Origin of the sequence: Corynebacterium sp. HMSC065H09 (genome assembly GCF_001812845.1) — a bacterium.
Taxonomy (GTDB): domain Bacteria; phylum Actinomycetota; class Actinomycetes; order Mycobacteriales; family Mycobacteriaceae; genus Corynebacterium; species Corynebacterium jeikeium_D.
Genome location: NZ_KV810585.1, coordinates 130,994 through 155,889, shown reverse-complemented (window position 1 = coordinate 155,889; position 24,896 = coordinate 130,994). Strand labels below are relative to the sequence as shown.

The following is a 24,896-nucleotide window of genomic DNA, read 5'->3' as shown; positions in this document are numbered from 1 at the left end:
CTGCATCCCCCAACGCGACTATCGGGGGTAGCACTTCGAACACCGAAGCACACCCCCAACCCTATCAACGAAGCGGTTAGCGCCCTTCATTCAGAAGCCCGAAAGCGCCCCCGTTTTAGGCACGCTCCACGCGCCACTAAAACCGACTACAACACCGTTTTATGCCCTACGTCACAACTGGCCAACAATCAGCCATACGACACATTTACAACCCCTTGCCTAGCCCAATTCACACAGTAGTTATTGATAATCATTTTCAGTACGTTAATCTTGTCGGGTGACTTCTACCGAATTTTCTGATAGCACCACCGAGACCACTCCCGTCACCGTCCTGTCCGGATTCCTGGGCGCCGGCAAGACCACCCTCCTCAACAACCTCCTGGCAAACTCACAGGGGCGCAAAATCGCGGTCATCGTCAACGACTTCTCGGAAGTCAACGTCGACGCCGCCCTCATCGAGCAAGGCACATATCTCGAGCGCGGCGAGGACCGTTTCATCGAAATGTCCAACGGCTGCATCTGCTGCACGCTGCGAGATGACCTCGTTGAAAACGTCGGCAAGCTCGCGCGCAGCGGCAAGTTCGAGCACATCGTCATCGAATCCACCGGCATCTCCGAGCCCATGCCAGTCGCCGCTACCTTCGAGTGGGAATTCGACGACGGCCGTCGCCTCGCCGACATCGCCCCCATCGACACGATGGTCACGCTCGTCGACGCCTCTACATTCCTCGACAGTCTCCGCCAGGGACGCGCACTGCCTGACGACGAACGCACGGTCGCCGACCTCCTCGTCGACCAGGTGGAATTCGCCGATCTCATCCTCATCACCAAATCCGACCTCGCCGGCGAAAAGCTCACCGGCGGTACCGAGGAAACGATCCGCGCAATGAACCCCCGCGCACGCATCGTCCGCGTGACTAACGGCGAAATCGCCACCTCTGCCATTCTCGACGCATCGCTTTACGACGAAGGTACCGCGGCCACTTTCCACGGATATGCAGAAGAACTTGCGAATCCCCACACGCCGGAGACTGAAGAATACGGCATTTCTTCGGTTGTTTTCCGAGGCAATCGACCCTTCGACCGCGAACGACTAATCAAGGCTCTCCGCGGCACAAAGGGGCTCGTACGATCCAAGGGGCACTGCTGGATTTCCGACCGCCTCGAAGTCGCCCACGTGTGGAGTCAGGCGGGGCCGAACCTGAAAATCACCCCTGCCGTCATGTGGGCGCAGACCGATGTCCCACCATCCAATGAGGTCGTACTCATCGGTGTGAAATTTAACCCAGAGGCCACACTGCAAGCGTTCGAGGATGCCATGCTGACCGACGAAGAAGTGCGGGAATTGCTGTAACAAAGCCCCTGGAAGAGCGCCGATAAACGACCCGCTGAAGCGATCAGAGTGTCATAAATCACTTCTCAACCTGCGGGTGTGGCAACACACTGTTAGCGCATGCTAGGTTAGGCGACAAAACTAAAGTCGAACAGTCTATCTAGGAGATGACATGTCTGATCGCATCGCACATGCCGGTTTGCGCGGCAAGGTAATGACCGCCGACGAGGCTGCACAGTTTATCAATCATGGTGATGCCCTCGGCATCTCTGGCTTCACCGGTGCTGGCTACCCGAAGGCTCTGCCGACTGCGCTGGCAAACCGCGGCAAGGAACTCCACGCCAAGGGTGAAGAGTTCGCTGTCGACATCTACACTGGCGCTTCCACTGCCCCGGACTGTGACGGCGTGATGGCAGAAGCTGACATCATCCGCTACCGCATGCCGTACCAGGGCGATCCGGCACTGCGTAAGTCCATCAACTCGGGCAAGGCGAAGTACCAGGACATCCATCTCTCCCACTCCGCGCTGTACATCGAGCAGGGCTTCCTGCCGATTGACGCCGCAATTGTTGAGGTCACTCGTATTACGGAAGATGGACACCTCGTTCCGTCGTCAAGCGTTGGCAACAACGTCGAGTGGATGGACAACGCTGACAAGATCATCATTGAGGTCAACTCGTGGCAGTCCGAGGAACTCGAGGGCATGCACGACATCTACCGCATTCAGCACCTGCCTAACCGCACGCCGGTGCCGATCAACGCTCCGGGTGACCGCATTGGCACCCCTTACATCGACATCAACCTGGACAAGGTTGTCGCAGTTGTCGAGACCAACGCGCCGGACCGCAACTCCCCGTTCAAGCCGTTGGATGAGACCTCGAAGGCCATTGCCGGCCACTTCCTCGACTTCCTCGAGGGCGAAGTTCGCGCGGGTCGCCTGGCTTACGACCAGTACATCATGCAGTCGGGCGTCGGTAACGTTCCGAACGCCGTGATGGCGGGTCTGTTGGACTCCAAGTTTGAGAACATCAAGGCCTACACCGAGGTTATTCAGGACGGCATGATTGACCTGATTGACGCAGGTAAGATGACCGTCGCTTCGGCTACCTCCTTCTCCCTGTCTCCGGAAGCTGCCGAGCGTATGAACAACGAGGCTGCTCGCTACCGCGAGAACATCATTCTGCGCCCGCAGCAGATTTCTAACCACCCGGAGGTTGTCCGTCGCGTCGGCCTAATCGCCACCAACGGCATGATTGAGGCCGACATCTACGGCAACGTCAACTCCACCCACATCAACGGCAGCCGCATGATGAACGGCATCGGTGGTTCCGGTGACTTCACCCGTAACGCCTTCGTTTCCTCGTTCATCTCGCCGTCGCTGGCGAAGGACGGTGCGATTTCGACTATCGTTCCGTTCGCTTCGCACATTGACCACACCGAGCACGACGCCATGGTCATCATCACCGAGCGTGGATTCGCTGACCTGCGTGGCCTGGCACCGCGTGACCGCGTGGCGAAGATGATTTCCGTTGCACACCCGGAGTACCAGCCACTGTTGGAGGAGTACTACGAGCGCGCGCTGAAGACCGCTCCGGGCATGTCTACCCCGCACGACCTGCGTACTGCCTTCGACTTCCACGTCAACATGATTGAGAAGGGCTCGATGAAGGGCTAGGCAGTAGGGCTACGGCTGCATAGATCAGCTGGGAAACAAAAATCCCCTCCATGCGGAGGGGATTTTTTCATGCAGTAGAAGCTGCGCTAGAGACTAGCTCTAAAACGCCTAGGCGCTCAGAACTAGTCCAGCTCGAGCTGCAGAGCGTGGGTAGCGGAGATCTCCTCGGTAATCTTTCCGACGAGCTCCTCCGGAACCTCCTTGGAAACGCGCAGCACCAGGATGGCAGTCTGATCTGCTTCCTGCGGAGACAGAGCAGCAGCCTCGATGTTGATGCCGGACTCACCCAGGGTGGTAGCAACGCGACCCAGAGCGCCCGGAACGTCGTTGTACAGCAGGAAGAGGTTACGGCCCTGAGCGCGCATGTCGATGCCGCGGCCATTGATACGGACAATCTTCTCGACGCGGTTCAGGCCAGTGAGAGCACCAACGACGGTAGCGGTGGAGCCATCAGCACCGATGACCTTGACCTCGAGTACGGAGCGGTGGGAGACGGACTCCGGCTCGGTCTCGACAGTGAAGGTCACACCACGCTCTTCTGCGATACGCGGAGCGTTGACGAAAGTGACCGGTTCTTCCACCATGAGAGAGAACAGTCCACGGATTGCTGCCATACCCAGAACGTTAACGTCCTCAGTGTGCAGCTCACCGCGAGCGGTGACCTCAACAGCAGCCGGAGCGCCCTCGAGCAGACCGCCAGCAACCAGACCCAGCTCACGAGCCAGCTCGAGCCACAGGGCCACCTCTTCGCCGACAGCGCCACCGGAAACGTTGACTGCATCCGGGACGAACTCGCCAGCCAGGGCCAGCAGTACGGACTTAGCGACATCGGTACCTGCACGGTCCTGCGCCTCGACGGTGGAGGCACCCAGGTGCGGAGCACAAACAGTTTCCGGCAGGCCAAACAGCGGGGAATCCGTGCACGGCTCGGTCGCGTACACGTCGAAGCCAGCACCGCGGATGTTGCCAGCCTTGATTGCGTCGGCAAGCGCCTGCTCGTCGACGAGACCGCCGCGGGCAGCGTTGATGATGATCTGGCCCTTCTTGGCCTTGCCCAGGAGCTCAGCATCGAACATGCCAGCGGTTTCCTTGGTCTTCGGCAGGTGGATGGTCACGAAATCAGCACGAGCCATCAGGTCTTCCAGCTCAACCAGCTCGACACCGAGCTGAGCAGCACGAGCCGGGTTCGCGTACGGATCGTACGCAATGATGTTGGTCTCGAAAGCAGCGAGACGCTGCGCAAACAGCTGGCCGATGTGACCGAAACCGACGATACCGACGGTCTTGCCGAAGATTTCGACACCCTTGAAGGAAGAGCGCTTCCACTCCCCCTCACGCAGGGACGCGTCCGCAGCCGGCAGCTGGCGAGCGGTGGCCAGCAGCAGTGCGATTGCGTGCTCACATGCAGAGTGAATATTAGAGGTCGGAGCGTTGACAACCATGACGCCGCGCTTGGTAGCGGTATCGATGTCGACGTTATCCAGGCCAACGCCGGCGCGACCGACGATCTTCAGATTCGGAGCAGCCTCGAGGACTTCCTGATCCACGGTGGTAGCGGAGCGGACGAGAAGTGCGTCAGCATCACCAACCGCAGCCAGGAGCTCAGCGCGGTTCGGGCCATCTACCCAACGGACCTCAACGGAATCCCCCAATGCGTCCACAGTGGACTGTGCCAGCTTGTCGGCGATGAGGACAACGGGGCGAGCGTTCTGGCTCACAAGCATCTCCTGGTTTGTCTCGAAAAGTTTATGCAGTATGTGCGGTGTCACTTAAGAAAACTACTAAAGCGTGCACGCGCATTACGTCTCATCATAAACTCTGGGGGTGAGACACGGGGGGACTTACCTAAGCAAAACGGCGCTTACTACCCTTTGTTTAGGGAGTAAGCGCCGTTGCCCCCGACATTCAAGTCGGCAAATATTTCGCGTTATATTTTTATTTCTGCTGGTCTATAACCTACTGGTACGTAACCAACCACGGACGCGGCTCGATGTTCATGGTCTCCTCAGGAGTAAACATCGGCTGATCCTCGTCGATGAAGTTCTTCCACGCCTCGAAAATCTCCGGCTGCAAATCCTGCAGCATGACGTTCCAGGTCTCAAACTTCTCCTGCGCGGTGCCATGGCCGTCGGCATGCAGAACGAATGCGAGCTCCGGGTGCGACAGATCCAGCGTCTCACGGTCGCGAATCATCTGTAGCTGGAACTGGTGCAGCATCAGCATCTTCTGCGGAAGGTTGTTCTTACGAGTCAGCTCAGCCAGCCAATCAGCAACGCGGTTGACTTCTTCAGCCTTAACGTGACCAACCTGGGTCGCCGGAACCTGCCCCGGTTCCATCTTCCACTCCGGGTCCAGCGCCAGACCGACGTTTGGCATCTTCAGCAGTTCTTCGTAGAACTTGGCCTGGTCCAGGAAGTCTGCACTACCCGGCTGCAGGTCGATGATGACGTAGCCGCCGGCCTTGGTCATGGCCTCGACGTACGGCTTCAGAGTCTCAACCGGAGCTGGCTCGGAGTAGTCACCGCGTGGACCCGGGTCAGCCTGCGCGACCGAAGCGATAATCTCGAAGGCCGGCAGTACCGGGTCATCAGCGAACTTCTCGTACTGCTTGACGTAGTCCTTCGCACGTGCGACGGCATCCTCCGGATCATCCTCGCCCATCACGCCCAATGGAGCGACACCTGGGTGACCATACGTTGCAATCAGATGACGACCGGGGAACAGCAGTGTGCCTCCACCTGGCAGCTCCTTAACCTTGTCATCTTTGGCAAGCTCGATGGACTGATCAAACTTGTCCTTATCGCCGAAAACCTTACCCAGAGCAATCAGGGACTCGCCGTCGCGAGCAGCGGAAATCGACTCAGAGGTAGCACGCGCGTCGCCCACCGGCAACCAACTGACCTTCAGGCCAGCGGCACGGGCCGTAGCAATGGAGGCCAAACCGGTACCCGGTGCGGCCAGTGCCAATGTGTCCTTGACCTCCTTCGGAGATCCCTTCGGCAGGGTGACGCTCTCCTGTCCCTTGTCGTCCTGCCCATCGCTGGCGCGATCCTGAGCCTCCTGGTTGGCTGCCCCATCCTTCGTTGCATCGCCCTCGACGACAGTTGGCTTCTCCGGATCCATCTCAACGACAGCGCGAGTCGGCTTCGACTCCGTCTCCTTGAGAACCTTAAACTCGGTACCGACGAGCTCCTTAAGGCCATCGGTCGTACCCGGATCCGCAATGATCTGACGGCCCTCTTCCCCAGTCAGGTCAACTGCCCCCACAGTAAGGACTGTCTTTGCGCCCAGGCGGTCAATCTCTTTTTCCACATCGGCGATATCGGCGCCGGTATCACGGCCACGAGCATCCTTCTTCGGGCTCTTGGCAGTAGTGTCATCTTCCGCATCTTCGGCAGAACCAGCCACTAGCATCGGCAGACCAGCAGCAACCGCGATGCCTGCCGCCCTACGCTGCTCAGCAGAGCCAGCCGAGGAAACGACAACCGCTTCCGAACTGTCGATCAGACTTTCCGACGCTGCGATGTCGTCGCTAAGCACCGTCGATTCAGCGTCCACCTTCTTCGTGGAAACAGCGCTGTCGGAATTTCCACACGCGACCAAGGCGCTTGACCCCAACGCCAGGCTGACCGTCAGGGCAACGGTTGCCGTCACGCGCCGCGTCATTGCGGATACTCGCACATTTACCTCCGTGAAATGATTTGATTTCAACGATTAGACTATCGAACGTCTTTGTTGAGGGAGACCTTTCACCCCAGATTAGAACCCCGGATAGGACTGGGGCTACACCCGTTTGGCAGTAGTTGCTTTTAGCTCAGACGTTTATTCCACACGTCTACCCCACACGGTTCAGTGAAAGAAAACTAGTAAGAGAGATACGAAAAGGGCCTCATCACGGCGGTGAAGCTCAGTGATGAAGCCCTACTTCGCGAACAAGCGAGGGATTCGCTTAAGCAACAAACTTAGGCAGTCTCAGCGCGAGCGTCGACCTTAACCCAGCTCATCAGGTCGCGCAGCTTGGAGCCGACCTCTTCAATCTGGTGGTTGTTGTAGGAAGCGCGCAGGTCCTCGAGCTCCTTGTTGCCGCCCTCGACGTTGGCAATCAGGCGCTTGGTGAAGGTGCCGTCCTGAATGTCAGACAAAATCTCGCGCATGTGCTGCTTGGTATCAGCGGTAATAACGCGCGGGCCAGACAGGTAGCCACCGAACTCAGCGGTGTCGGAGACCGAGTAGTTCATGTTGGCAATACCGCCCTCGAACATCAGGTCAACAATCAGCTTCAGCTCGTGCAGGCACTCGAAGTATGCCATCTCCGGCTCGTAGCCAGCTTCAACCAGAACCTCGAAACCGACCTTGACCAGTTCCTCGGTGCCACCACAGAGAACAGCCTGCTCACCGAAGAGGTCGGTCACAGTCTCTGCCTCGAAGGTGGTCGGGATAACGCCAGCGCGGGCGCCACCGATAGCTGCAGCGTAGGACAGAGCCAGGTCGCGGCCCTCGCCCTTCGGGTCCTGGTCAACGGCAATCAGGCACGGAACGCCCTTGCCATCGACGAACTGACGACGAACCAGGTGACCCGGGCCCTTCGGAGCAACCATACCGACGGTGATGTTGTCAGCCGGCTTGATGAGGTCGAAGTGGATGTTCAGACCGTGGCCGAAGAACAGCGCGTCGCCGTCCTTCAAGTTCGGCTCGATGTCCTCGCTGTAAACCCTTGCCTGGGTGGTGTCCGGAACCAGCACCATAATGACGTCTGCCCATGCAGCGGCATCTGCGTTGGACTTAACCTCGAAGCCAGCTTCCCGAGCCTTCACAGCGGACTTGGAGCCTTCACGCAGACCGATAACAACCTCGACACCGGACTCGCGCAGGTTCTGAGCGTGAGCGTGGCCCTGGGAACCGTAGCCCAGGATGGCAACCTTACGTCCCTGGATGATGGACAGATCAGCATCGTCGTCGTACAGCAGTTCAATAGCCATTAAAGTTAGCCTCTTTTCGAATCGGATTCGTTAAAAATCTTAGCGTTTAGTTGTTAGCGGGCCTGGAGCATCGGCTTCGGCCCACGTGCCATTGCGACGGTACCGGACTGAATGAGCTCACGGATACCAAACGGCTCGAGGACCTCCAGCAGGGCTACAAGCTTCGAGCGCTCACCCGTCGCCTCAATGATGACAGACTCTTGAGAAACGTCCACCACACGGGCACGGAAGAGATTGGCGGCATCGACTACCTGCGGACGATTGGTGTTGTCGCAGGAAACCTTCACCATCAGCAGTCCGCGCGACACCATGGTCTCTGGGGGCTGGCGGACCACTTTCAGCACGGGCACCAGCTTGTTCAGCTGCTTAGTGATCTGTTCGATCGGCAGCGTCTCCGTCTCAACCACGACGGTGATGCGGTTGACTCCCTCGGTCTCAGTTTCACCCGAGGTAATCGACTGGATGCTGAAACCTCGACGGGTGAACATGCCCGCAATGCGGACCAGAATACCCGGCTCATCGAGGGTCAACACGGATAGAGTGTGCAGTTCAGCCATTTTGGGACTCACTTCCTGTTGCTTCGGATCCCGATTAGCGGGTCTTCATGGACGGGTGGTTAGCGTCGGGCTGCTTCGCGGCGTCCTCGGCGTTGTCCACAACAGTGCCGTGGATGTCAGCCGGGGCCTCAGCTGCTGAATTCTCATCGTTGAACAGCGGGCGCAGACCGCGGGCGTATTCGACCTCATCATTGGACTTGCCAGCTGCCACCATCGGCCACACCTGAGCATCCTCACCGACAATGAAGTCAATAACCACCGGTCGGTCATTAATCTCGCGTGCCTTCTTAATCGCCGCCGCGACATCTTCCTTCTTGGTCACGCGGATCGCCACGCAGCCAAGCCCCTCGGAGAGCTGGACGAAGTCCGGCAGGTAGGAGTTATCCTCCGGGCGCAGCTTGGTGTTGGAGTAGCGCTGATCGTAGAACAGCGTCTGCCACTGACGAACCATGCCCAGATTACCGTTGTTAATCAAGGCAACCTTGATGGGAAAACCTTCCATTGCACAGGTGGTCAGCTCTTGATTGGTCATCTGGAAGCAACCATCACCGTCGATGGCCCAGACTTCCTTTTCTGGAGCAGCCGCCTTGGCACCCATCGCAGCCGGGATTGAGTAGCCCATCGTGCCGGCACCACCGGAGTTAAGCCAGGTGCGCGGGTTCTCGTACTGGACGAACTGCGCTGCCCACATCTGGTGCTGGCCGACGCCAGCGGCATAGATGGCCTCTGGACCAACGATGTCGGACAGAGTCTGAATTACAAACTGCGGAGCGATTGCACCATCAGCGGGCTCTTCCCACCCGAGGGGGAACTCGTCGCGGAGACCGTCGAGAAGCTTCAGCCAGTCGGCAATCTGCGGGCGACTAAGACCGAGCTTGGTGTAGGACTCGCTAAGTGCGGCAAGGACCTCGCGGGCATCGCCGACGATGGGAACATCAACTTCGCGGAGCTTGCCAATCTCTGCCGGGTCAATGTCGGCGTGGATTACCTTCGCGTTCGGCGCGAAGGAATTCAGATCACCGGTAACACGGTCGTCGAAACGCGCGCCAATAGTGATGAGCAGGTCGGACTTCTGCAGAGCAGCGACGGCTGACACCTTGCCGTGCATGCCCGGCATACCCATGTGCAGCGGGTGCGAGTCCGGGAATGCGCCGCGAGCCATCAGCGTGGTCACGACCGGAACCCCAGTCTGCTCGGCGAACTCGACCAGCTCCTTGGAAGCATCGGCCTTAATGACGCCACCACCGATGTAGAGCACCGGACGCTTTGCCGCAGCAATCATCTCAGCGGCTTCGTCGATCTGTCGCTGGTGCGGGGTTGTCACCGGACGGTAACCCGGCAGGTTGATCTCCGGTGGCCAGGTGAAGTCGATCATCGTGTTCTGGAGGTCCTTCGGGACATCGACCAGAACCGGACCTGGACGACCAGAAGAAGCCAGGTGGAATGCCTCAGCGAGCGCGCGCGGGATGTCCTCAGCTTCGGTGACCATGAAGTTGTGCTTCGTAATCGGCATGGTCACACCGCGGATGTCAGCCTCCTGGAAAGCGTCAGTACCCAGCAGCGGGCGACCGACCTGACCAGTGATAGCGACAACCGGAACGGAGTCCATCTGAGCATCCGCGAGCGGGGTCACCAGGTTAGTAGCACCCGGGCCGGAAGTCGCGATACAGACACCAACCTTGCCGGAAACCTGCGCGTAACCAGTGGCAGCGTGGCCAGCTCCCTGCTCGTGGCGCACCAGGACGTGACGAAGCTTCTCCGAGTCATAAATCGGATCGTAGAGCGGAAGCACTGCACCACCGGGAATACCGAAGGCTACCTCGACACCAAGCTCTTCAAGGGATCGGACAATGGCTTGTGCACCAGAAATTCGCTCGGGGGCGCTGGTGCGCGCCTTAGCCGCGAATTGGGCGGGCGATGGGGTGTGCTGCTCGTGCGCGTTCACGATTTCGCTCCTGGATCATGGTGGGCAACTACTCAACACACATTCACGCAAAGAAGCTACGAATGTGGCGTTGGCTACAACCCTAACGTCCACATAGTGAGAAGTCAATCCCGTCAATTGGACACGCCATCCGTATCACACCCCGAGCACCCACCCGATTCCAACGAGAACCCCGCCCCAACTTTGGGAATCACTCTACCCAGAAACTCCCCGACCACGACCCCGGGGACACCCAAGCCTGCACACCCAAGCCTGCACACCCGAGCCCTACACGCCCGAGCCCCGCAAGCCCCAAGTCCAAAGCTCGTCTTTATGCATAATTCTTTACCTTTAAACTCAGCGCATATTAAGGCGAACGACCTACGGTGGATGGCATGGAATTCTTGCAATACATGTTGTTACGGACATGGCAATGGGTGGCCAATAACGGCCTTGCCATCGCATGTCTGGCCATTCTGCTAATTCTTGTTCCCCGTATCCGACGTTTCGTTCTGGCAATTGCGGACGGAAACATCTCCTCTTCAGAGGAGCAGTCCAAGGGACGGCGCGCACTGATTGGCGCTGTGGTTTACATCGTCGAAGTCATTGCATACTTCGTCTTAATCATCGCGATTCTGTCGAAATTCGGAATCTCACTGACCGCCGCCGCTATCCCCGCGACGGTCGTTTCCGCCGCTGTTGGTTTTGGCGCACAGGGAGTCATCGCCGACTTCCTTGGCGGACTGTTCATCATTGCCGAGAAGCAGTACGGCATTGGCGACTGGGTTGAGTTCCACGCCCCTTCGGGGACCGTGCAGGGTGACGTGGTCAATATGACATTGCGCGCCACCACCATCCGAACCCTTAACGGCGAGGAAATCATCGTTCCGAACTCCGAGGCACGTATGTGTATCAACTACTCCTCACAGTGGTCCCGTGCTGTCGTTGAAGTTCCCGTACCGATGACCGCCGGTGGCTCCATTAAGGATTTGGAAGAGCGCACTGTCGCCGCCGCCAAGCGTGCAATCACACTGGACTCCGTCAAGGACGCAGTTCTCTCCGAGATCAAGCTGCAGTCCTCCACGGAACTCAACCCGCCAACGGTTATGGGCCTGCCGTGGACCGTCACTATGCGCTTGATTGTCGACTGCAAACCGGGCGACCAATGGCTCATCGAGCGCGCCATCCGCGCCGTAGTCATCGACACTTGGTGGGATGACTACGGCGAGCGCGCCCAACAGACTCCGTTTGCCCCCGCCGAAGAAATCACCGGCCACGTCCGTGATGACACGATGATCGAACAGCTTAGACAGGCCGATGCTAAGCAAGAGAAAAAACAACAGCTTGACGACGGCGACAGTGCTCCAACCGAAATTGTCGAAGCGGTAGCGAACACTACTGTCCAGCCGGATACCGCAGAAACCAAGCTGATGGAAACTCAGACCGTCGACAAGCAAGTCGGGAACGAGCGATCCGACCTGCCACATGCAGGTGCCAACCTCGATGATGCCCGACGCGAGCAGGAAGACAGCGGAAGCAACAATGTCATCCGCAAACTGGCTAGCCACCCTGACTGGAAGACACTCACGACGCGCCAGAAGATCCAGCGAATCCTCTCTGCAGGTGGACGTGCTCGCGTTTCGACAATCATGCTCTTGGCAACCCTAATTGTCCTCGGCGTTTTGAATCTGCTGACGGTCGAGACCGAGGATGGTCCGTCCGGATGGCTGGCACCGAGCAGGTGGAGCGATCGGGTAACGACACAGGAAGAGGACCCGGAAGAGTCGTCAGCTCCGCAGTCATCGAACCAGCCGACTAGCACTACACAGAGTGTGCAGCCCACCGAGACTTCGCAGCAGACTCAGACGCCACAGAATCAGCCGTCCGAGACTTCACAGCAGCCTCAGAGCACGCAGAACCGCGCACCTTCGACCGCCACCTCCACCGAGCCGGACTCTGACCAGAGCAACACCGACAACGAGAGCTCTGGCGGATCACAGTCGACATACTCCACTAACAACGCGGAACCGAACTCCGCTGATACGCAATAACGCGCAACCGCCCACCGTGCATTGGCGAATCCGAACTACCCGCTACAATCAAAGGCCATGACTGACTCGACTCCACAGCCAAAAATTGCGACGCAGCGATTTCGCCCACAGAAGACGCATCTGTTCATCGTTGCGTTCATGCTCGTGCTGTGTGTAATTGCCACCGGTTTTGCCCCGTGGCTGGCCGTTACCTTCCTGGCACCGTTGATTTATACGCTTTGGATTTTCCGAGTACGCACCACTGTGGGACCACGCGGTATCACCGCGGTGTACCTATTGGCCAAGCGCCGCTCGGTGCCCTGGAGCGAATTTGCGGGCATCTTCTTCAACAAGGGCGGTCGCGCCTTTGCAGTGACCAAGTCCGATGAGCGCATCGCCCTGCCGGCCATCTCTTTTAATTCGCTACCGGAGTTGAAGGAAGCCACCGGCGGTCTGATTCCAGATCCGATTGCTTCGGCTCGCATGGCGGAAAATGACAAGGTCGAGGTTTTCGACCGCGATGGCTACTCGGTAATGAAGAAGGTCAGTGAGGTTGAGGCCGATGCCAAGGCTAAAAGCGCTAAAGCCAAAGGTGCCAAGCCTAAAAGTGACACCACTGCCGAGTAACATATAAGCAGTCCACAAAGCCCCTAAATCTCATTATGCGGACACTAGTGACCACGAAATGAGACATTAGGGGCTTTTTGTGATTAATATGGATAATTAATTACCTTGCACCCTATCTAGGAAGGGCAGCCCCCATGATTCCCCTTCGCTCTAAAGTCACCACTGCCGGCCGTAATGCTGCAGGTGCGCGTTCCCTATGGCGCGCAACTGGCATGACCGATAGCGACTTCGGCAAGCCGATTATCGCAATTGCAAACTCTTACACTCAGTTCGTTCCGGGGCACGTGCACCTGAAGGACGTTGGCGACATCGTCGCAGAAGCTGTGACCGCAGCAGGCGGTGTCCCCCGTGAGTTCAACACCATTGCTGTCGATGACGGAATTGCGATGGGGCACGACGGCATGCTCTACTCGCTGCCGTCCCGTGAGATTATTGCTGACTCTGTGGAGTACATGGTCAACGCTCACACCGCTGACGCATTGGTCTGTATTTCCAACTGTGACAAGATCACGCCGGGCATGCTCAATGCGGCTCTGCGTCTGAATATCCCGGTGGTCTTCGTTTCCGGCGGGCCGATGGAATCGGGATCTTCGGTTGTTATCGATGGCGTCGTCAAGCCCGGCTCTGACCTCATCTCGGCTATTTCTGCATCCGCGAACGACAAGGTCGATGACAAGAATCTGCTCGACATCGAGCGCTCGGCGTGCCCGACCTGCGGATCGTGCTCGGGTATGTTCACCGCAAACTCGATGAACTGCCTGACCGAGGCCCTCGGCCTGTCCCTGCCGGGCAACGGTTCTACCTTGGCGACTCAGCAGGCCCGTCGCGATTTGTTCACCCGCGCCGGTGAACTGATTGTGGACTTGGCGAAGAGCTACTACCACGATGGTGACGAGTCCGTGCTGCCGCGCAACATCGCCAACCGCGATGCCTTTGTCAACGCAATGACGCTCGACGTTGCCATGGGCGGTTCCACCAACACCGTGCTGCACATTCTCGCTGCCGCACAGGAGGGCGAGATCGACTTCAATCTCTCTGACATCGACGCCATTTCCCGCCGCGTGCCTTGTCTGTCCAAGGTGGCACCGAACTCGGACTACTACATGGAGGACGTCCACCGCGCCGGCGGTATTCCAGCCATCCTCGGCGAACTGCGCCGCGCGGGCCTGCTGCAAATGAATGTCCGCTCCGTTCACTCCCCATCTCTGGAGGAACACCTGGACAACTGGGATATCCGCGGCGGCAAGGCCACTGACGAGGCGATTGAGCTGTTCCACGCAGCCCCTGGCGGTGTCCGCACCACCGAGCCGTTCTCCACGTCCAACCGCTGGGAGAGCCTAGATACGGACTCCGTAAATGGTTGCATTCGCGACTTCGACCACGCCTACACGAAGGAAGGCGGTCTGTGTGTCCTGCGCGGCAACATCGCCGAAGACGGTGCTGTCCTGAAGACCGCGGGTATCGGCGAGGATCAGTTCCACTTCGAAGGCACCGCTCGTGTCGTAGAGAGCCAGGAAGAGGCTGTCTCGGTCATCTTGAACCGCACCTTGCAGCCGGGCGAAGTTCTCTTTGTCATCTACGAGGGTCCTTCCGGTGGCCCGGGCATGCAGGAGATGCTGCACCCGACCGCATTCATCAAGGGCGCTGGCCTGGGTAAGGTCTGTGCACTGGTCACCGATGGTCGCTTCTCCGGCGGTTCCTCCGGACTGTCTATCGGCCACGTTTCCCCGGAGGCCGCTGCCGGCGGTGCAATCGGTCTCGTCCGCAACGGCGACCCGGTGTACATCGATGTCGCTGAACGACGCCTCGAAATTCAGGTGTCCGACGAGGAGCTGGCCGCTCGCCGCGATGAGGAGCTCAAGCGCGACAAGCCGTTTACTCCGCACAAGCCGCGTCCGCGCAAGGTGTCCAAGGCGCTGCGCGCATACGCCAAGATGGCGTCCAGTGCGGATAAGGGCGCGGTCCGCATTGTCGACTAGCTAGATCAAACCCGCTTAAAGGCCTGTGCTTACCGCACGGGCCTTTGGCGTTTCTAGGGTAGCTTTGCGCCCAGTCTTCCGCGTGGGCTTCACCAAATCCCGGCACTCGACGTCGGCAATCCCCTCAGCGACGTCCTCGGTGTGTGCATTTTTGCCACCCTCGGTAATGGCCGCCATTACATATCCGGGGCCAAAAACAACGGAAGAGTGCCACGAACGCCGGTTGGACCAGCCCATCTTCGCGCCTTCAGAACCGGGCAGGCCGGCAAGACCAAAATTCTGTCGATAGCCATCGGCAGCAATCGGCGACCAGTGTCGCATCGCCTCAAGCACCTCAGAATTAGGATGCTTCAGACGGAGCTGGGAAATAAAAGACACCACATCTTCCGCGGTGGTCCTCGATACTCCCCACTTTTCTCCGCCGGAGGTGTTGAACAGGCCGTACTCGGTCGCAACGGAATCGACCGATTCCGGGTACTTCCGGTAGAAGTCGGCTGCCAAATCGTCGTCGGAACGCGAAATCATCTTTTCGACGCGCTCGGCATCGTCGGCAGTGCCGTGTTCGAGCACATACTGACCGATATACAACTTAATCAGGGATAGCGCCGGCAGCGGGCGTTGCGATGCCTGGCTGCTGTACCCCACGCCCACCGGTTCGTAGCTCACCGCCATTTGCGTGCGTGGGTCAACCTCAATCAACCCTTCGGCGTTGAGGTCCATGCGTGGCAGACTCACCTGATGTGTCGGCCAGACGCTTGCCGACGAGACGGAGGCTGCAACCTCACTGTGCTCGTCGGCAGCAGCTGTCGACGGTGAGTGGATCGACGTTGTCGCGCCTATCGAAGACATGAAAAAGACCACCGCGAGGGTGGTCTTTAGTGCGTGTCTCGACTTTGGCATAGGGGGCATTGTACCCCGCCCCTAACCGAGAACCTAGTTTAGGCCGCTCGACTGTTTGTGTAGCTGCGAACTGCCTTAGCCAACAAACGGCAGCGTGCTGGTCGTCAGCCACCACAGGCCAATTGCTGCAGCGATGGACAGAATTCCGAAGATCCAAGACGATGCCAGTGGGCGACGAGCCCAGCCGCGTCCGAAGTCGATACCGATGCGGCCCGGACCGGTGAACTGCAAGCCAAGTGCCATGGCGGTCATCAACAGTTGTAGCTGAAGGTTGCTGGAATCCTGGCCGACGATATTCACGCCATTGGCAGAGGTAGCCACATCAAACATGCTGAGGTAGGCGGACAATGCCAGCGCCAATGCTGCGGCCAGCGGTGTCGCAAGCCCTAAGATGAGCAGGGCACCCGCGATGAGCTGAACCGTTGGGATGGCAGTGGCCATCACAGGGCCGAGGGCGAAGTTGTTCTGGCTAAACTGTGTCTCCAGCGCAGTGGTGCCACCGGAGTTACCCCAGCCGAGCAGCGTTGTCAGGCCATGGACCAACAACAGCGCACCCAATCCAAGACGCAGCAGCAGAAGGCCGAAATCGGTGGTGCCGCGACGGTGCTCCGGTTCGTTGTCGTCGTAAAAGTCCGTGTCTTCATCGTCGTCAGCAGCGGCGGTAGTCGTAGCAGCAGTTGCCCCGGCGGCCCCTACGCCTGCTCCTGCAACACCAGCGGCACCAGCGGTATCGCGAGAGGCAGCCGGTTCAGCGAAATCCGATTCATCGAAATACTGAGTCTCAGCTGCGGAATTGCGTGCAGAGCCATAGGTTGACTCCGCCTCATCGTCGAATGCTGACTGTGCTTCCGACTTATTTGCGGCAGTTCCCGCTGCGGACGCTGCTGCTGCTTCAGAAGCCGAGAAGGCTTGCGTCGGCTGACTGAAATCCTCATCTGAATCAACGCGCTCGCTACGGGCCGGCTGCTCAAAGATTTCGGTCGCCTCCGACTCCGGGGCTACCTCCGACTCTTTATCGGCCGCGGGTGCCAATTCAGTTTCGGCCTGTTCATCCCGCGGCGAAGGCTTACCGGCAGGGCTAATCACCTGAGGTGCCGTGCGGCCTGCAGCGGCGTAGGCGTCGTAGCGCTTCTTCGGGGCTTCCTGAACTTCAGGCTCCGGCTCGGGGCTCGGCTCAGTCACTGTTTCTGTTTCAGACTCGGTTTCCACCTCGGCTTCAGCACCGCTATCGGTCTCGGCTTCCGGCGGCAGGTTTTCTTGGTCTACCTCCGCCTCCGACTCCTCCTCTACGCGCTTTTCCGGCACACCCGGAAAAATCTGCGTTGCGGTGTTGTCGCTGTCGTCACGGTTTGTTTCTTCGTTCATTGGCTCAGCGAGCTTGCGGTAGGTCGGGACGTCGAGATCGTCATCGAATCCGTCCTCCACATTCTCGAGGGCGCGGTCGTTCGGGTACTTCTCTGAGTCGCTCACATCGTCCACATTAAAACTACTGCCTCACTTTTGGTCGCAGGCGTGGCCGGGAAACGAGGCTGTATTGTGTATGCCTATGGGATTCCACCTCGTCCACACCAGCAGTGCACAGGCTCGCGCTCGCGGGCGGCGTCGTCGTGCTGCGCTCGCCGCTGGTGTCGTCGGGATGGTCTCTCTTTCCGGCTGCATGAGTGCCTCGAGCGCGCTTGAGTCACCGTTTACTGAAGACAAGTCGGAACCGACAGGCATTGCCATGCCGAAGTTTTCCTCCCCTGATTTGCCCTCTACCCCGGTCCCAACCACGGAAAGCAAAGCCAAAGACAAAGGTCCCTGCGACCTCGACGATGTCACTCTCGCGGCCTGCCTACCGCTTACCACCGCGCTAGCCTCAACCGGCCCTGGGGAGGCTCTCGTCGCCACCGACGACGGTGCACTCACCGTTGTCGCACCGGGTAAGACACCGCGTGAGGTCGCACGGCTCGGCGCCCCTGCAAAACAACTGCTGCCCAGTCCCTCGGTTGAAGAGGACCGTCAGGTCTTTGTTTTGCGTAACGACGACACCATTGCGCGCGTCACCCTCGTGGAGGGCAGCACCGCTGATGTGCGCGAACTTCCGGACCTCAGCGAGCCCGGCATTCTCGGAATCTATTTTGACCGAACTTCGGACACCCTGTCCCCGCGCAAATTGCTCGTGGGAGATCCAGGCATTGAGTTTCAGCAGTTCTGCCATGGTCCGGACGGAATGCCGCCGTTGGCAACCGCCATTCTCGACGGCACCCCACAGCTGGTTCAGCTCACCGGCCCTGTGATTAATCCCCTCGGCGGTGTGGACCTGAACGATTCCATCGGTGGATGCGCAGTGATGGGTGACCGCGTGGTCATTGCCATCCCAGACGCGCAGAAGGTCATCTCCATGCCGGTGGGTCCGAAGTCAAGTGGGCCCGACGCGGCGTGGGAGGTCAAGGGTTCCCCTGAAGTGCTTGTCGACGGCGACTTCGGCCACATCTCGTATGTAGCGGCTGTCGCAGCAAATCAGGGTATTGAAGTTTGGGGTGCCACGACCAACAAAACCGCCGGGGCACAACCGTCGGAGTCCGACGAGCGCGTCGTCAGACTGCCGAGCGATGGTGCCGCCGGCGGTTCCCCGGATTAGCTTTCAGGGAGGCTAGCTCAGCTTCTTCGCAATCAGCTGGTTGACCTGAGCCGGGTCTGCCTTGCCGCGGGTGGCCTTCATGACCTGCCCCACGATGGCACCGACGACCTTCTTGTTGCCAGCTCGGTACTTCTCGACGATGTCCGGGTTAGCAGCCAGTGCATCGTCGACGGCCTTCTCAATAGCACCGTCGTCGCGAACGACCTCCAGGCCACGGGCAGCAACGACCTCATCAACATCGCCCTCGCCTGCGAGCACGCCGTCAACGGCCTTACGGGCCAGCTTGTTGGTCAGCTTGCCCTCTTCAATCAGTGCAATCACACGTGCAACCTGTGCCGGGGTAATCGCGAGCTCAGCCAGCTCCACGCCTGCCTCGTTGGCCTTCTGCGCCAGGTAAGCGACCCACCAGGAACGAGCCTCAGCCGGGCCGGCACCAGCCTCAACGGTGTCGACAATCAGGTCGAGAGCGCCGGCGTTAACCAGGTCGCGCATTTCCTCGTCCTTCAGACCCCACTCTTCCTGAATACGGGCACGACGCACCCACGGCAGCTCCGGCAGAGTTGCGCGGATTTCCTCCACCCACTCACGCGGCGCAATCACAGGTGGCAGATCCGGGTCGTTGAAGTAGCGGTAATCCGACTGCGATTCCTTCGGGCGGCCCTTGGAGGTCGTGCCGTCGGTCTCCTGGTAGTGGCGGGTTTCCTGAACGATCTCCTCGCCATTAGTAATCGCAGCAGCCTGGCGCTGCATCTCGTAGCGAACAGCCTGTTCAACCGACTTCAGGGAGTTGATGTTCTTAGTCTCGGTACGAGTGCCGAACTCCTCCTGGCCGATTGGGCGCAGGGAAACGTTGGAGTCCACACGCATCGAGCCCTGGTCCATGCGGGCATCGGAGACACCGAGGGACTTCACCAGGTCACGCAGCGCAGAAACGTACGCACGAGCAACCTCTGGGGCACGCTCCCCTGCACCGAGAATTGGCTTAGTAACGATCTCAATCAGCGGAATACCTGCGCGGTTGCAGTCCACCAGCGAACGCGTGGCGCCGTGAATACGACCATCGGCACCGCCCAAGTGCGTCAGCTTGCCGGTGTCTTCTTCCATGTGAGCGCGCTCGATTTCGACACGGAACTCCGTGCCGTCGTCAAGCTGAACGTCAAGATATCCGTCGTAGGCGATTGGTTCGTCGTACTGCGAAATCTGGTAGTTCTTCGGCTGGTCCGGGTAGAAGTAGTTCTTGCGCGCGAAGCGGGAGGACTCAGCAATCTCGCAGTTCAGCGCCAGGCCAATCTTGATGGCCCACTCAACGCCCTGACGGTTAACCACAGGCAGCGCGCCAGGTAGGCCGAGGCTGCAGGGATCGACGTTGCTATTCGGCTCGGCACCAAAGTGCGCCGAGGAGGAGGAGAACATCTTGGTATTCGTCGAGAGCTCGACGTGAACCTCCATGCCCATTACCGGGTCAAAACGTTCGAGGACCTCATCAAAGTCCATCAAGTCATCAGCGTATGCAGCGGTCATGTTTGTAGAGTCTACTAGCGATGGCCCCGCAGGCGTGCCCTAGGGTATAAGTCGTGCCCGGAGTTAACGAACACCCACCGATTCCACCGACGTCAGCACGCGATACGCCAACGTTCCGCGACGCCGCTGACCGCCACCGCGCAGGCGCTACTTTCGACAACGACCTGCAGGAAAGCGCCGACGGAGCCACGGGCTACCACCGCGTGCGCCCCGGATATCCTCCAACCGTCATCGAAGCGCTTACCCGTCTCGCACCGCACCCACAGGTAGTCGCCGATATCGGCGCCGGCACTGGGAAGCTCACCGCCTCGCTTGCCGACGTCTACCGCGATGCCACCCTGCTGGCACTCGATCCCTCCACCGCGATGCGGCAAGCACTGATGCACAATGTGCCAGCGGCGGAATGCCTGGAAGGCACTGCGGAGCGCACGGGACTGGAGTCCAACAGCGTCGATGTAGCAACATGTGCGCAGACATGGCACTGGGTGGACCCGACAGCTGCAAGTAAAGAACTCACTCGGGTGCTACGCGCGGATAGCGTGGCTATGTTGGTGTGGAACACCTTGGATGTTTCCGTACCGTGGGTGCATCGGCTCAGCCGCATAATGCACGCCGGCGACGTGTTGCGTCCCGGCTTCTACCCCGAGGTTGGCCCGGAGCTGGAGCTAGTCGATGAGGTGCGTCTGGCCTGGGAGCAGACACTGACCATCGAGGACATCGTGCTGCTGGCACGAACCCGTTCCTATTGGCTTCGTTCCAAGCCCGCCACTCGCGCCAAGGTGGAGGCGAACTTGCATTGGTATCTCCACGAACACTTGGGGCACACATACGAAGAAGGCATCGCCCTTCCCTACCGGTGCGATGCCTTCTATTTTCGAGCTGCCTAAATTTTCGAGCTGCCTAGTCGCGCTAGTTACTTTTCTTTCTTCGGCTTAGGGTGAGCCACGCGCTTGAATGCATTCTTAGTCTGTCCGGCAAGCTTCTTCGGCGCAGTGGCTGTGGCCTCGCCTGGGAAGGAGTCCCTCGCGGTCTCGCGAGGATTGTCATCATCGGAGGCTTCCTCGATTTCGGAAAGTTTCTCCAGGCGCTCATTATCCTTTTCTACGATGCGCTCGGCGTCATCCTCGGTGAATTCAACATTATCGTCGCTGACCAGTTCCTCGACGATGTCGTCGCGGACGCTCTCCTGAAGATCGACGTTGGAAATGTTGGAGTTGGCCAAAGCGCGGTCGAGCTTCTTCTGATCGGCGGTGGTGAACTTCTTGTTCGGGTGCATCTTCCGGCGTGCGAGCTTACGGATACGGCCGCGACGCTTCGACTCCTCCATCAGCTTGTTACGTCCAGCCAGGTACGCACCACACAGAATCACGATAAGAGCGATACCGACGTAGCCAAGGGCCGGGTAGATGGAGCCAACCAGGGCCTTGAACCCAAAGAAACTTAGGCCAAAACCAATCAGCACCGTCACGATGAATACCAGGCGGAAACGCTGCGGGGTATTGCGTGTTAGGCGGCGGCCCAGCGCGTAGAACATGCCAATGGCCGTGTTGAAAATCATGGCGTAGATGATGATTGCCATCACGGTACCCAGGACCGGGTGGATGTCATTGACGATTGCCAGGGTCGGCATATCTTCGTGGCCAACATCCTTGACCTTGAAGAAGAGGGCAAAGGTCACCAGCGTCAGCAGACCTGCATAGATGCTCCCGCCCATGAGACCACCGATGCCAGCTTCACGCGGGTTCAGGTAGCTACCGCCGATGACAATCGACATCGATACGGCCACCATCACACAGAAACCGACATAGTTCAGGGCAGAAATAGACCAGTGTGGCAGCGATGTCGACAGTTCATTGGTGTACTGCGCGGCCTCCGACATCGACGTGTCGGTGGTGAACAAAGTGTAGATACCGGCTCCAAGCAGGAACACGATAATGAATGGAGTGATCATGCCAATCACGCGGCTGACCTTGTCGGCATCCAGCATGCCTACACCCAAAGTCAGGGCAACCATGATGACGGCGCCGATCCACACCTCAAGTCCGAACTGCTGGTTCAAGTTCGCACCGGCACCGGCGAACATGACGAAGCCGGTACAGAACAGCGTGATCATCACGGCGATATCCAAAATCTTCGAAACCCAACTGCGGGTGATTACGTCGAAGACCTCGGAGTGCTCATCAGCCTGCAAGTAGCTGGCAATTGACAGCACTGCCAGGCCACTGGCAATCATCACGACGGAGGCAAGTACCACGCCCCACAAGCCGTTAGTGCCAAATGCCACGAAGTACTGCATCATTTCCTGGCCGGATGCGAATCCGGCACCGACAGTTAGGCCGACAAAGGCCATCGCGATTGTTGTGGCTCTTTTCCACATAACGAGAAAATCCTAAATATAAGTCTATTTTTCAAAAACCGGAACCTTACAAAGCATACTGCCCGAGCTGGTGATTGATACACCAGCTCGGGCAGTATGCCTATTTTGTTACGAAGATGTGCCTAAATGTTTAGCAACGCGTGCTTAACCGACGCGTTTAACCAAACAGCGCAGCAGCTGCGCGGTAACGGCCATCCGGCACAACCTTCAACTCAGCAACCGCATCGTCGATGTCGATACGCTCGATGTTCTCACCGTGCAGAGCGACGATCTTGCCGAAGTCCCCCTCGTGTACTGCTCGGGTGGCGTGGACACCGTAGCGGGTAGCAAGCACGCGGTCGTACGCAGTCGGCGTACCGCCACGCTGAATGTGACCCAGCACCGTGGTGCGAACGTCGTACCCGGTGCGCTTCTTAATCTCCGCACCAATAACCTGACCAATGCCGTTGAAGGTTTGGTGGCCGAACTGGTCGACACCGCCCTCTTCGTACTCCATGGTGCCCGGCTTCGGGGTGGCGCCCTCAGCGACGACGATAATGCCGTACTTCTCACCCATCTGGAAACGGCGCTCCATCGACTTCACAATCTCGTTGATGTCGAATGGCTTTTCCGGAATGACAATGTGGTGAGCACCGCCGGCCATACCCGCATGCAAAGCGATCCAGCCCACGTGTCGACCCATGACCTCAACAATCATGACGCGCTGGTGGGATTCCGCAGTGGTGTGCAGACGGTCAACCGCGTCGGTGGCAACAGCCACAGCCGTGTCGAAACCGAAGGTGTAGTCCGTACCGTTGACGTCATTATCAATAGTCTTCGGAACACCGACGACCGGCACCCCATTGTCCGAAAGCCACTTGCCGGCCTTCAGCGTACCTTCGCCACCGATTGGGATCAGGGCATCGATGCCCGCATCAGAGAGATTTTCCTTGATGCGGTCGAGGTTAGACATGAGAATGTCCGGATGCACGCGGCCGGTGCCCAGCATCGTGCCGCCACGCAGCAGCATACGGTCAATCCGCTCATCGTCGTAAAGCTGGACCCTACGGTCTTCCATAAGACCAATCCAACCGTCCTCAAAACCGACGACGGTTGAGCCGTACTCGCTCGAGCTGGTACGGACAATTGCACGGATAACGGCATTCAGACCGGGACAATCTCCACCGGAGGTAAGGGTCGCAATTCGCATGATGCCCACCTTAGTCGCGTTAGTCAGTTCGTGCTTGACGGCCTTGGTCGAAACTACTTCTGCAGGTACTCCTGCCCTGGTAGCTCAGACGGTAGCTCCATCTTCGTCGTCACCTCCGACGCCGGCACAAGACCATATTCCTCGAGCGCCTTGCGCACGTACTCTGCGGCATCGACGTTCAGCGGAGACTCCGTCCACAATGCAATCGGCAGGTTAATAAAGCGGTTCTCCTTGACCGCCTCGAGATCCTTCGTTGCCGGATTCGTGCGCAAAACCTTGATTTTCTCTTCGAAGGTCTGACCTGGGTAGTCCACAAGCGCGATGAAGTCAGGATTCATCTCCGCGACATGCTCCCAGGAGGTCGTAGTCCAAGTGTCCTTAATCGACTCGGTCGCATTGATTGCACCGGCCTTTTCCAGGATGCCCTGCGGTGCGCCAAAGGAACCCGAGGTAATTGGTGCTTCACCGACAGAATCAAAGAGGAAGCCCACTGGCTTCTTATCTCCCTTTGGCGCGGCATCCAGGGCTTGCAGTCGGTTATCAATATCTGCAATAACCTTGTCGCCCTCACCGTCGTGTCCGGTCAAGGTAGCGATATTCTTCAAATCAATTTTGACAGCTTCCCACGGATCCACCAGACCACGAGTATGCCCCGGGTCGCCACTGCCTTCCTTGCCCGCCGAGGCTGCGTCACCAGTACGGCAAGATTCCGTCAGGGTGTAGGCACCGATACCGTGCTCGGAAAGCGATTCCGGGGTAATGCCCTTGTCTTCACTAAAGCCATAGCCCCAGCCCGCCAGCATCACATCCGGTTCGGCCGCAATGACCTGCTCCAGATTCGGGTATTCCTTCGCAACTTCTGGCTTCTGCGCAATTGCATCGCCATAAGCTGCGGTCAACACCGGCAGATGCGAGGCCATAGAGCTCACCGCTGTGATCTCATCCGCAGCACCGACAGCCAGCGCCAGCGAAGCAATATTGCCGTCATTAATCAGCAGCTTTTTAGCTACACCCGGGTAGCTGACTTCTTCACCGCAGTTGGTGAGGGTAAGGCCTGACGACGAGGCCTGCGTTCCCTCATCAGAGCCACAGGCGGCGGCTCCGAATGCCAGAGCAGCCACAGCGATACCAGCTGCTGAGGCACGAAGGGGACGTCGGAAAGCATGTGCGTTATTCAAGGGA

At 58.7% G+C, this 24,896-nt stretch carries 18 protein-coding genes; 7 read left to right on the top strand and 11 right to left on the bottom strand.

The annotated features are described in order from the left end of the window. Positions 1-277: 277 nt before the first annotated feature. Both HMPREF2878_RS04585 and HMPREF2878_RS04580 read left to right on the top strand, forming a co-directional pair. Complete coding sequence (locus HMPREF2878_RS04585; RefSeq protein WP_049172106.1) at positions 278-1,354, top strand: GTP-binding protein; 1,077 nt, start codon at positions 278-280, stop codon at positions 1,352-1,354. Between the two features lie 151 nt (positions 1,355-1,505). Beyond that, positions 1,506-3,008 carry an acetyl-CoA hydrolase/transferase family protein gene (locus tag HMPREF2878_RS04580; protein ID WP_048735346.1) on the top strand — a complete coding sequence of 501 codons (1,503 nt, stop codon included), beginning with the start codon at positions 1,506-1,508 and terminating at the stop codon, positions 3,006-3,008. Between the two features lie 122 nt (positions 3,009-3,130). Here HMPREF2878_RS04580 and serA read toward each other — a convergent pair whose 3' ends face one another. The 5 genes from serA to HMPREF2878_RS04555 all read right to left on the bottom strand — a co-directional run bounded on the left by serA (position 3,131) and on the right by HMPREF2878_RS04555 (position 10,489). Next, positions 3,131-4,726 (bottom strand): phosphoglycerate dehydrogenase, encoded by a 1,596-nt coding sequence (serA, locus tag HMPREF2878_RS04575; RefSeq protein WP_049190146.1) that lies wholly within the window; start codon positions 4,724-4,726, stop codon positions 3,131-3,133. 238 nt (positions 4,727-4,964) lie between these two features. After that, positions 4,965-6,689 carry a hypothetical protein gene (locus HMPREF2878_RS04570; RefSeq protein ID WP_049172104.1) on the bottom strand — a complete coding sequence of 575 codons (1,725 nt, stop codon included), beginning with the start codon at positions 6,687-6,689 and terminating at the stop codon, positions 4,965-4,967. Positions 6,690-6,970: 281 nt separating this feature from the next. Further along, positions 6,971-7,987: a ketol-acid reductoisomerase gene (ilvC, locus tag HMPREF2878_RS04565; RefSeq protein ID WP_049194075.1), complete on the bottom strand. Its 1,017-nt coding sequence runs from the start codon at positions 7,985-7,987 to the stop codon at positions 6,971-6,973. A gap of 53 nt (positions 7,988-8,040) precedes the next feature. Continuing rightward, the gene (gene ilvN, locus HMPREF2878_RS04560) at positions 8,041-8,544 is read right to left on the bottom strand and encodes an acetolactate synthase small subunit (RefSeq protein WP_048735338.1); all 504 of its coding nucleotides are present in this window, start codon (positions 8,542-8,544) and stop codon (positions 8,041-8,043) included. Between the two features lie 34 nt (positions 8,545-8,578). Next, positions 8,579-10,489 (bottom strand): acetolactate synthase large subunit, encoded by a 1,911-nt coding sequence (locus HMPREF2878_RS04555; RefSeq protein WP_069358810.1) that lies wholly within the window; start codon positions 10,487-10,489, stop codon positions 8,579-8,581. A gap of 374 nt (positions 10,490-10,863) precedes the next feature. On the opposite strand from HMPREF2878_RS04555, the gene HMPREF2878_RS04550 reads away from it, so the two are divergent. The 3 genes from HMPREF2878_RS04550 to ilvD all read left to right on the top strand — a co-directional run bounded on the left by HMPREF2878_RS04550 (position 10,864) and on the right by ilvD (position 15,104). Continuing rightward, positions 10,864-12,519: a mechanosensitive ion channel family protein gene (locus HMPREF2878_RS04550; RefSeq protein ID WP_070652967.1), complete on the top strand. Its 1,656-nt coding sequence runs from the start codon at positions 10,864-10,866 to the stop codon at positions 12,517-12,519. Between the two features lie 57 nt (positions 12,520-12,576). Continuing rightward, positions 12,577-13,125, top strand: coding sequence for a PH domain-containing protein (locus HMPREF2878_RS04545; RefSeq protein WP_070437865.1), 549 nt, complete (start codon positions 12,577-12,579; stop codon positions 13,123-13,125). Between the two features lie 134 nt (positions 13,126-13,259). Continuing rightward, entirely contained in the window at positions 13,260-15,104 is a 1,845-nt protein-coding gene (gene ilvD / locus HMPREF2878_RS04540; RefSeq protein ID WP_070546729.1) for a dihydroxy-acid dehydratase, read from the top strand. Positions 15,105-15,119: 15 nt separating this feature from the next. On the opposite strand, the gene HMPREF2878_RS04535 is transcribed toward ilvD, so the two are convergent. After that, positions 15,120-16,004, bottom strand: coding sequence for a hypothetical protein (locus HMPREF2878_RS04535; RefSeq protein WP_239271932.1), 885 nt, complete (start codon positions 16,002-16,004; stop codon positions 15,120-15,122). Between the two features lie 75 nt (positions 16,005-16,079). Next, a complete protein-coding gene (locus tag HMPREF2878_RS04530; RefSeq protein WP_239271930.1) occupies positions 16,080-17,474 on the bottom strand; it encodes a DoxX family membrane protein in 1,395 nt (464 codons plus the stop codon). A 76-nt stretch (positions 17,475-17,550) separates the two neighbouring features. On the opposite strand from HMPREF2878_RS04530, the gene HMPREF2878_RS04525 reads away from it, so the two are divergent. Beyond that, entirely contained in the window at positions 17,551-18,627 is a 1,077-nt protein-coding gene (locus HMPREF2878_RS04525; RefSeq protein ID WP_224783716.1) for a glucose dehydrogenase, read from the top strand. A gap of 12 nt (positions 18,628-18,639) precedes the next feature. Here HMPREF2878_RS04525 and gatB read toward each other — a convergent pair whose 3' ends face one another. After that, positions 18,640-20,148, bottom strand: a complete 1,509-nt coding sequence (gene gatB / locus HMPREF2878_RS04520) for an Asp-tRNA(Asn)/Glu-tRNA(Gln) amidotransferase subunit GatB (RefSeq protein WP_016422487.1) — start codon at positions 20,146-20,148, stop codon at positions 18,640-18,642. Between the two features lie 53 nt (positions 20,149-20,201). Here gatB and HMPREF2878_RS04515 point away from each other — a divergent pair, with 53 nt between their 5' ends. Continuing rightward, complete coding sequence (locus HMPREF2878_RS04515; RefSeq protein ID WP_049194081.1) at positions 20,202-21,035, top strand: class I SAM-dependent methyltransferase; 834 nt, start codon at positions 20,202-20,204, stop codon at positions 21,033-21,035. Positions 21,036-21,061: 26 nt separating this feature from the next. Here the strand turns inward: HMPREF2878_RS04515 and HMPREF2878_RS04510 are convergent, their stop codons facing one another. The 3 genes from HMPREF2878_RS04510 to HMPREF2878_RS04500 all read right to left on the bottom strand — a co-directional run bounded on the left by HMPREF2878_RS04510 (position 21,062) and on the right by HMPREF2878_RS04500 (position 24,892). Beyond that, positions 21,062-22,525, bottom strand: coding sequence for a membrane protein (locus tag HMPREF2878_RS04510; RefSeq protein WP_049172094.1), 1,464 nt, complete (start codon positions 22,523-22,525; stop codon positions 21,062-21,064). Between the two features lie 157 nt (positions 22,526-22,682). After that, positions 22,683-23,714 carry an ATP-dependent 6-phosphofructokinase gene (locus tag HMPREF2878_RS04505; RefSeq protein ID WP_038628534.1) on the bottom strand — a complete coding sequence of 344 codons (1,032 nt, stop codon included), beginning with the start codon at positions 23,712-23,714 and terminating at the stop codon, positions 22,683-22,685. A 53-nt stretch (positions 23,715-23,767) separates the two neighbouring features. Further along, on the bottom strand, positions 23,768-24,892 hold the full coding sequence (locus tag HMPREF2878_RS04500; protein WP_049172092.1) for an ABC transporter substrate-binding protein: 1,125 nt from the start codon (positions 24,890-24,892) through the stop codon (positions 23,768-23,770). Between the last annotated feature and the right edge of the window lie 4 nt (positions 24,893-24,896).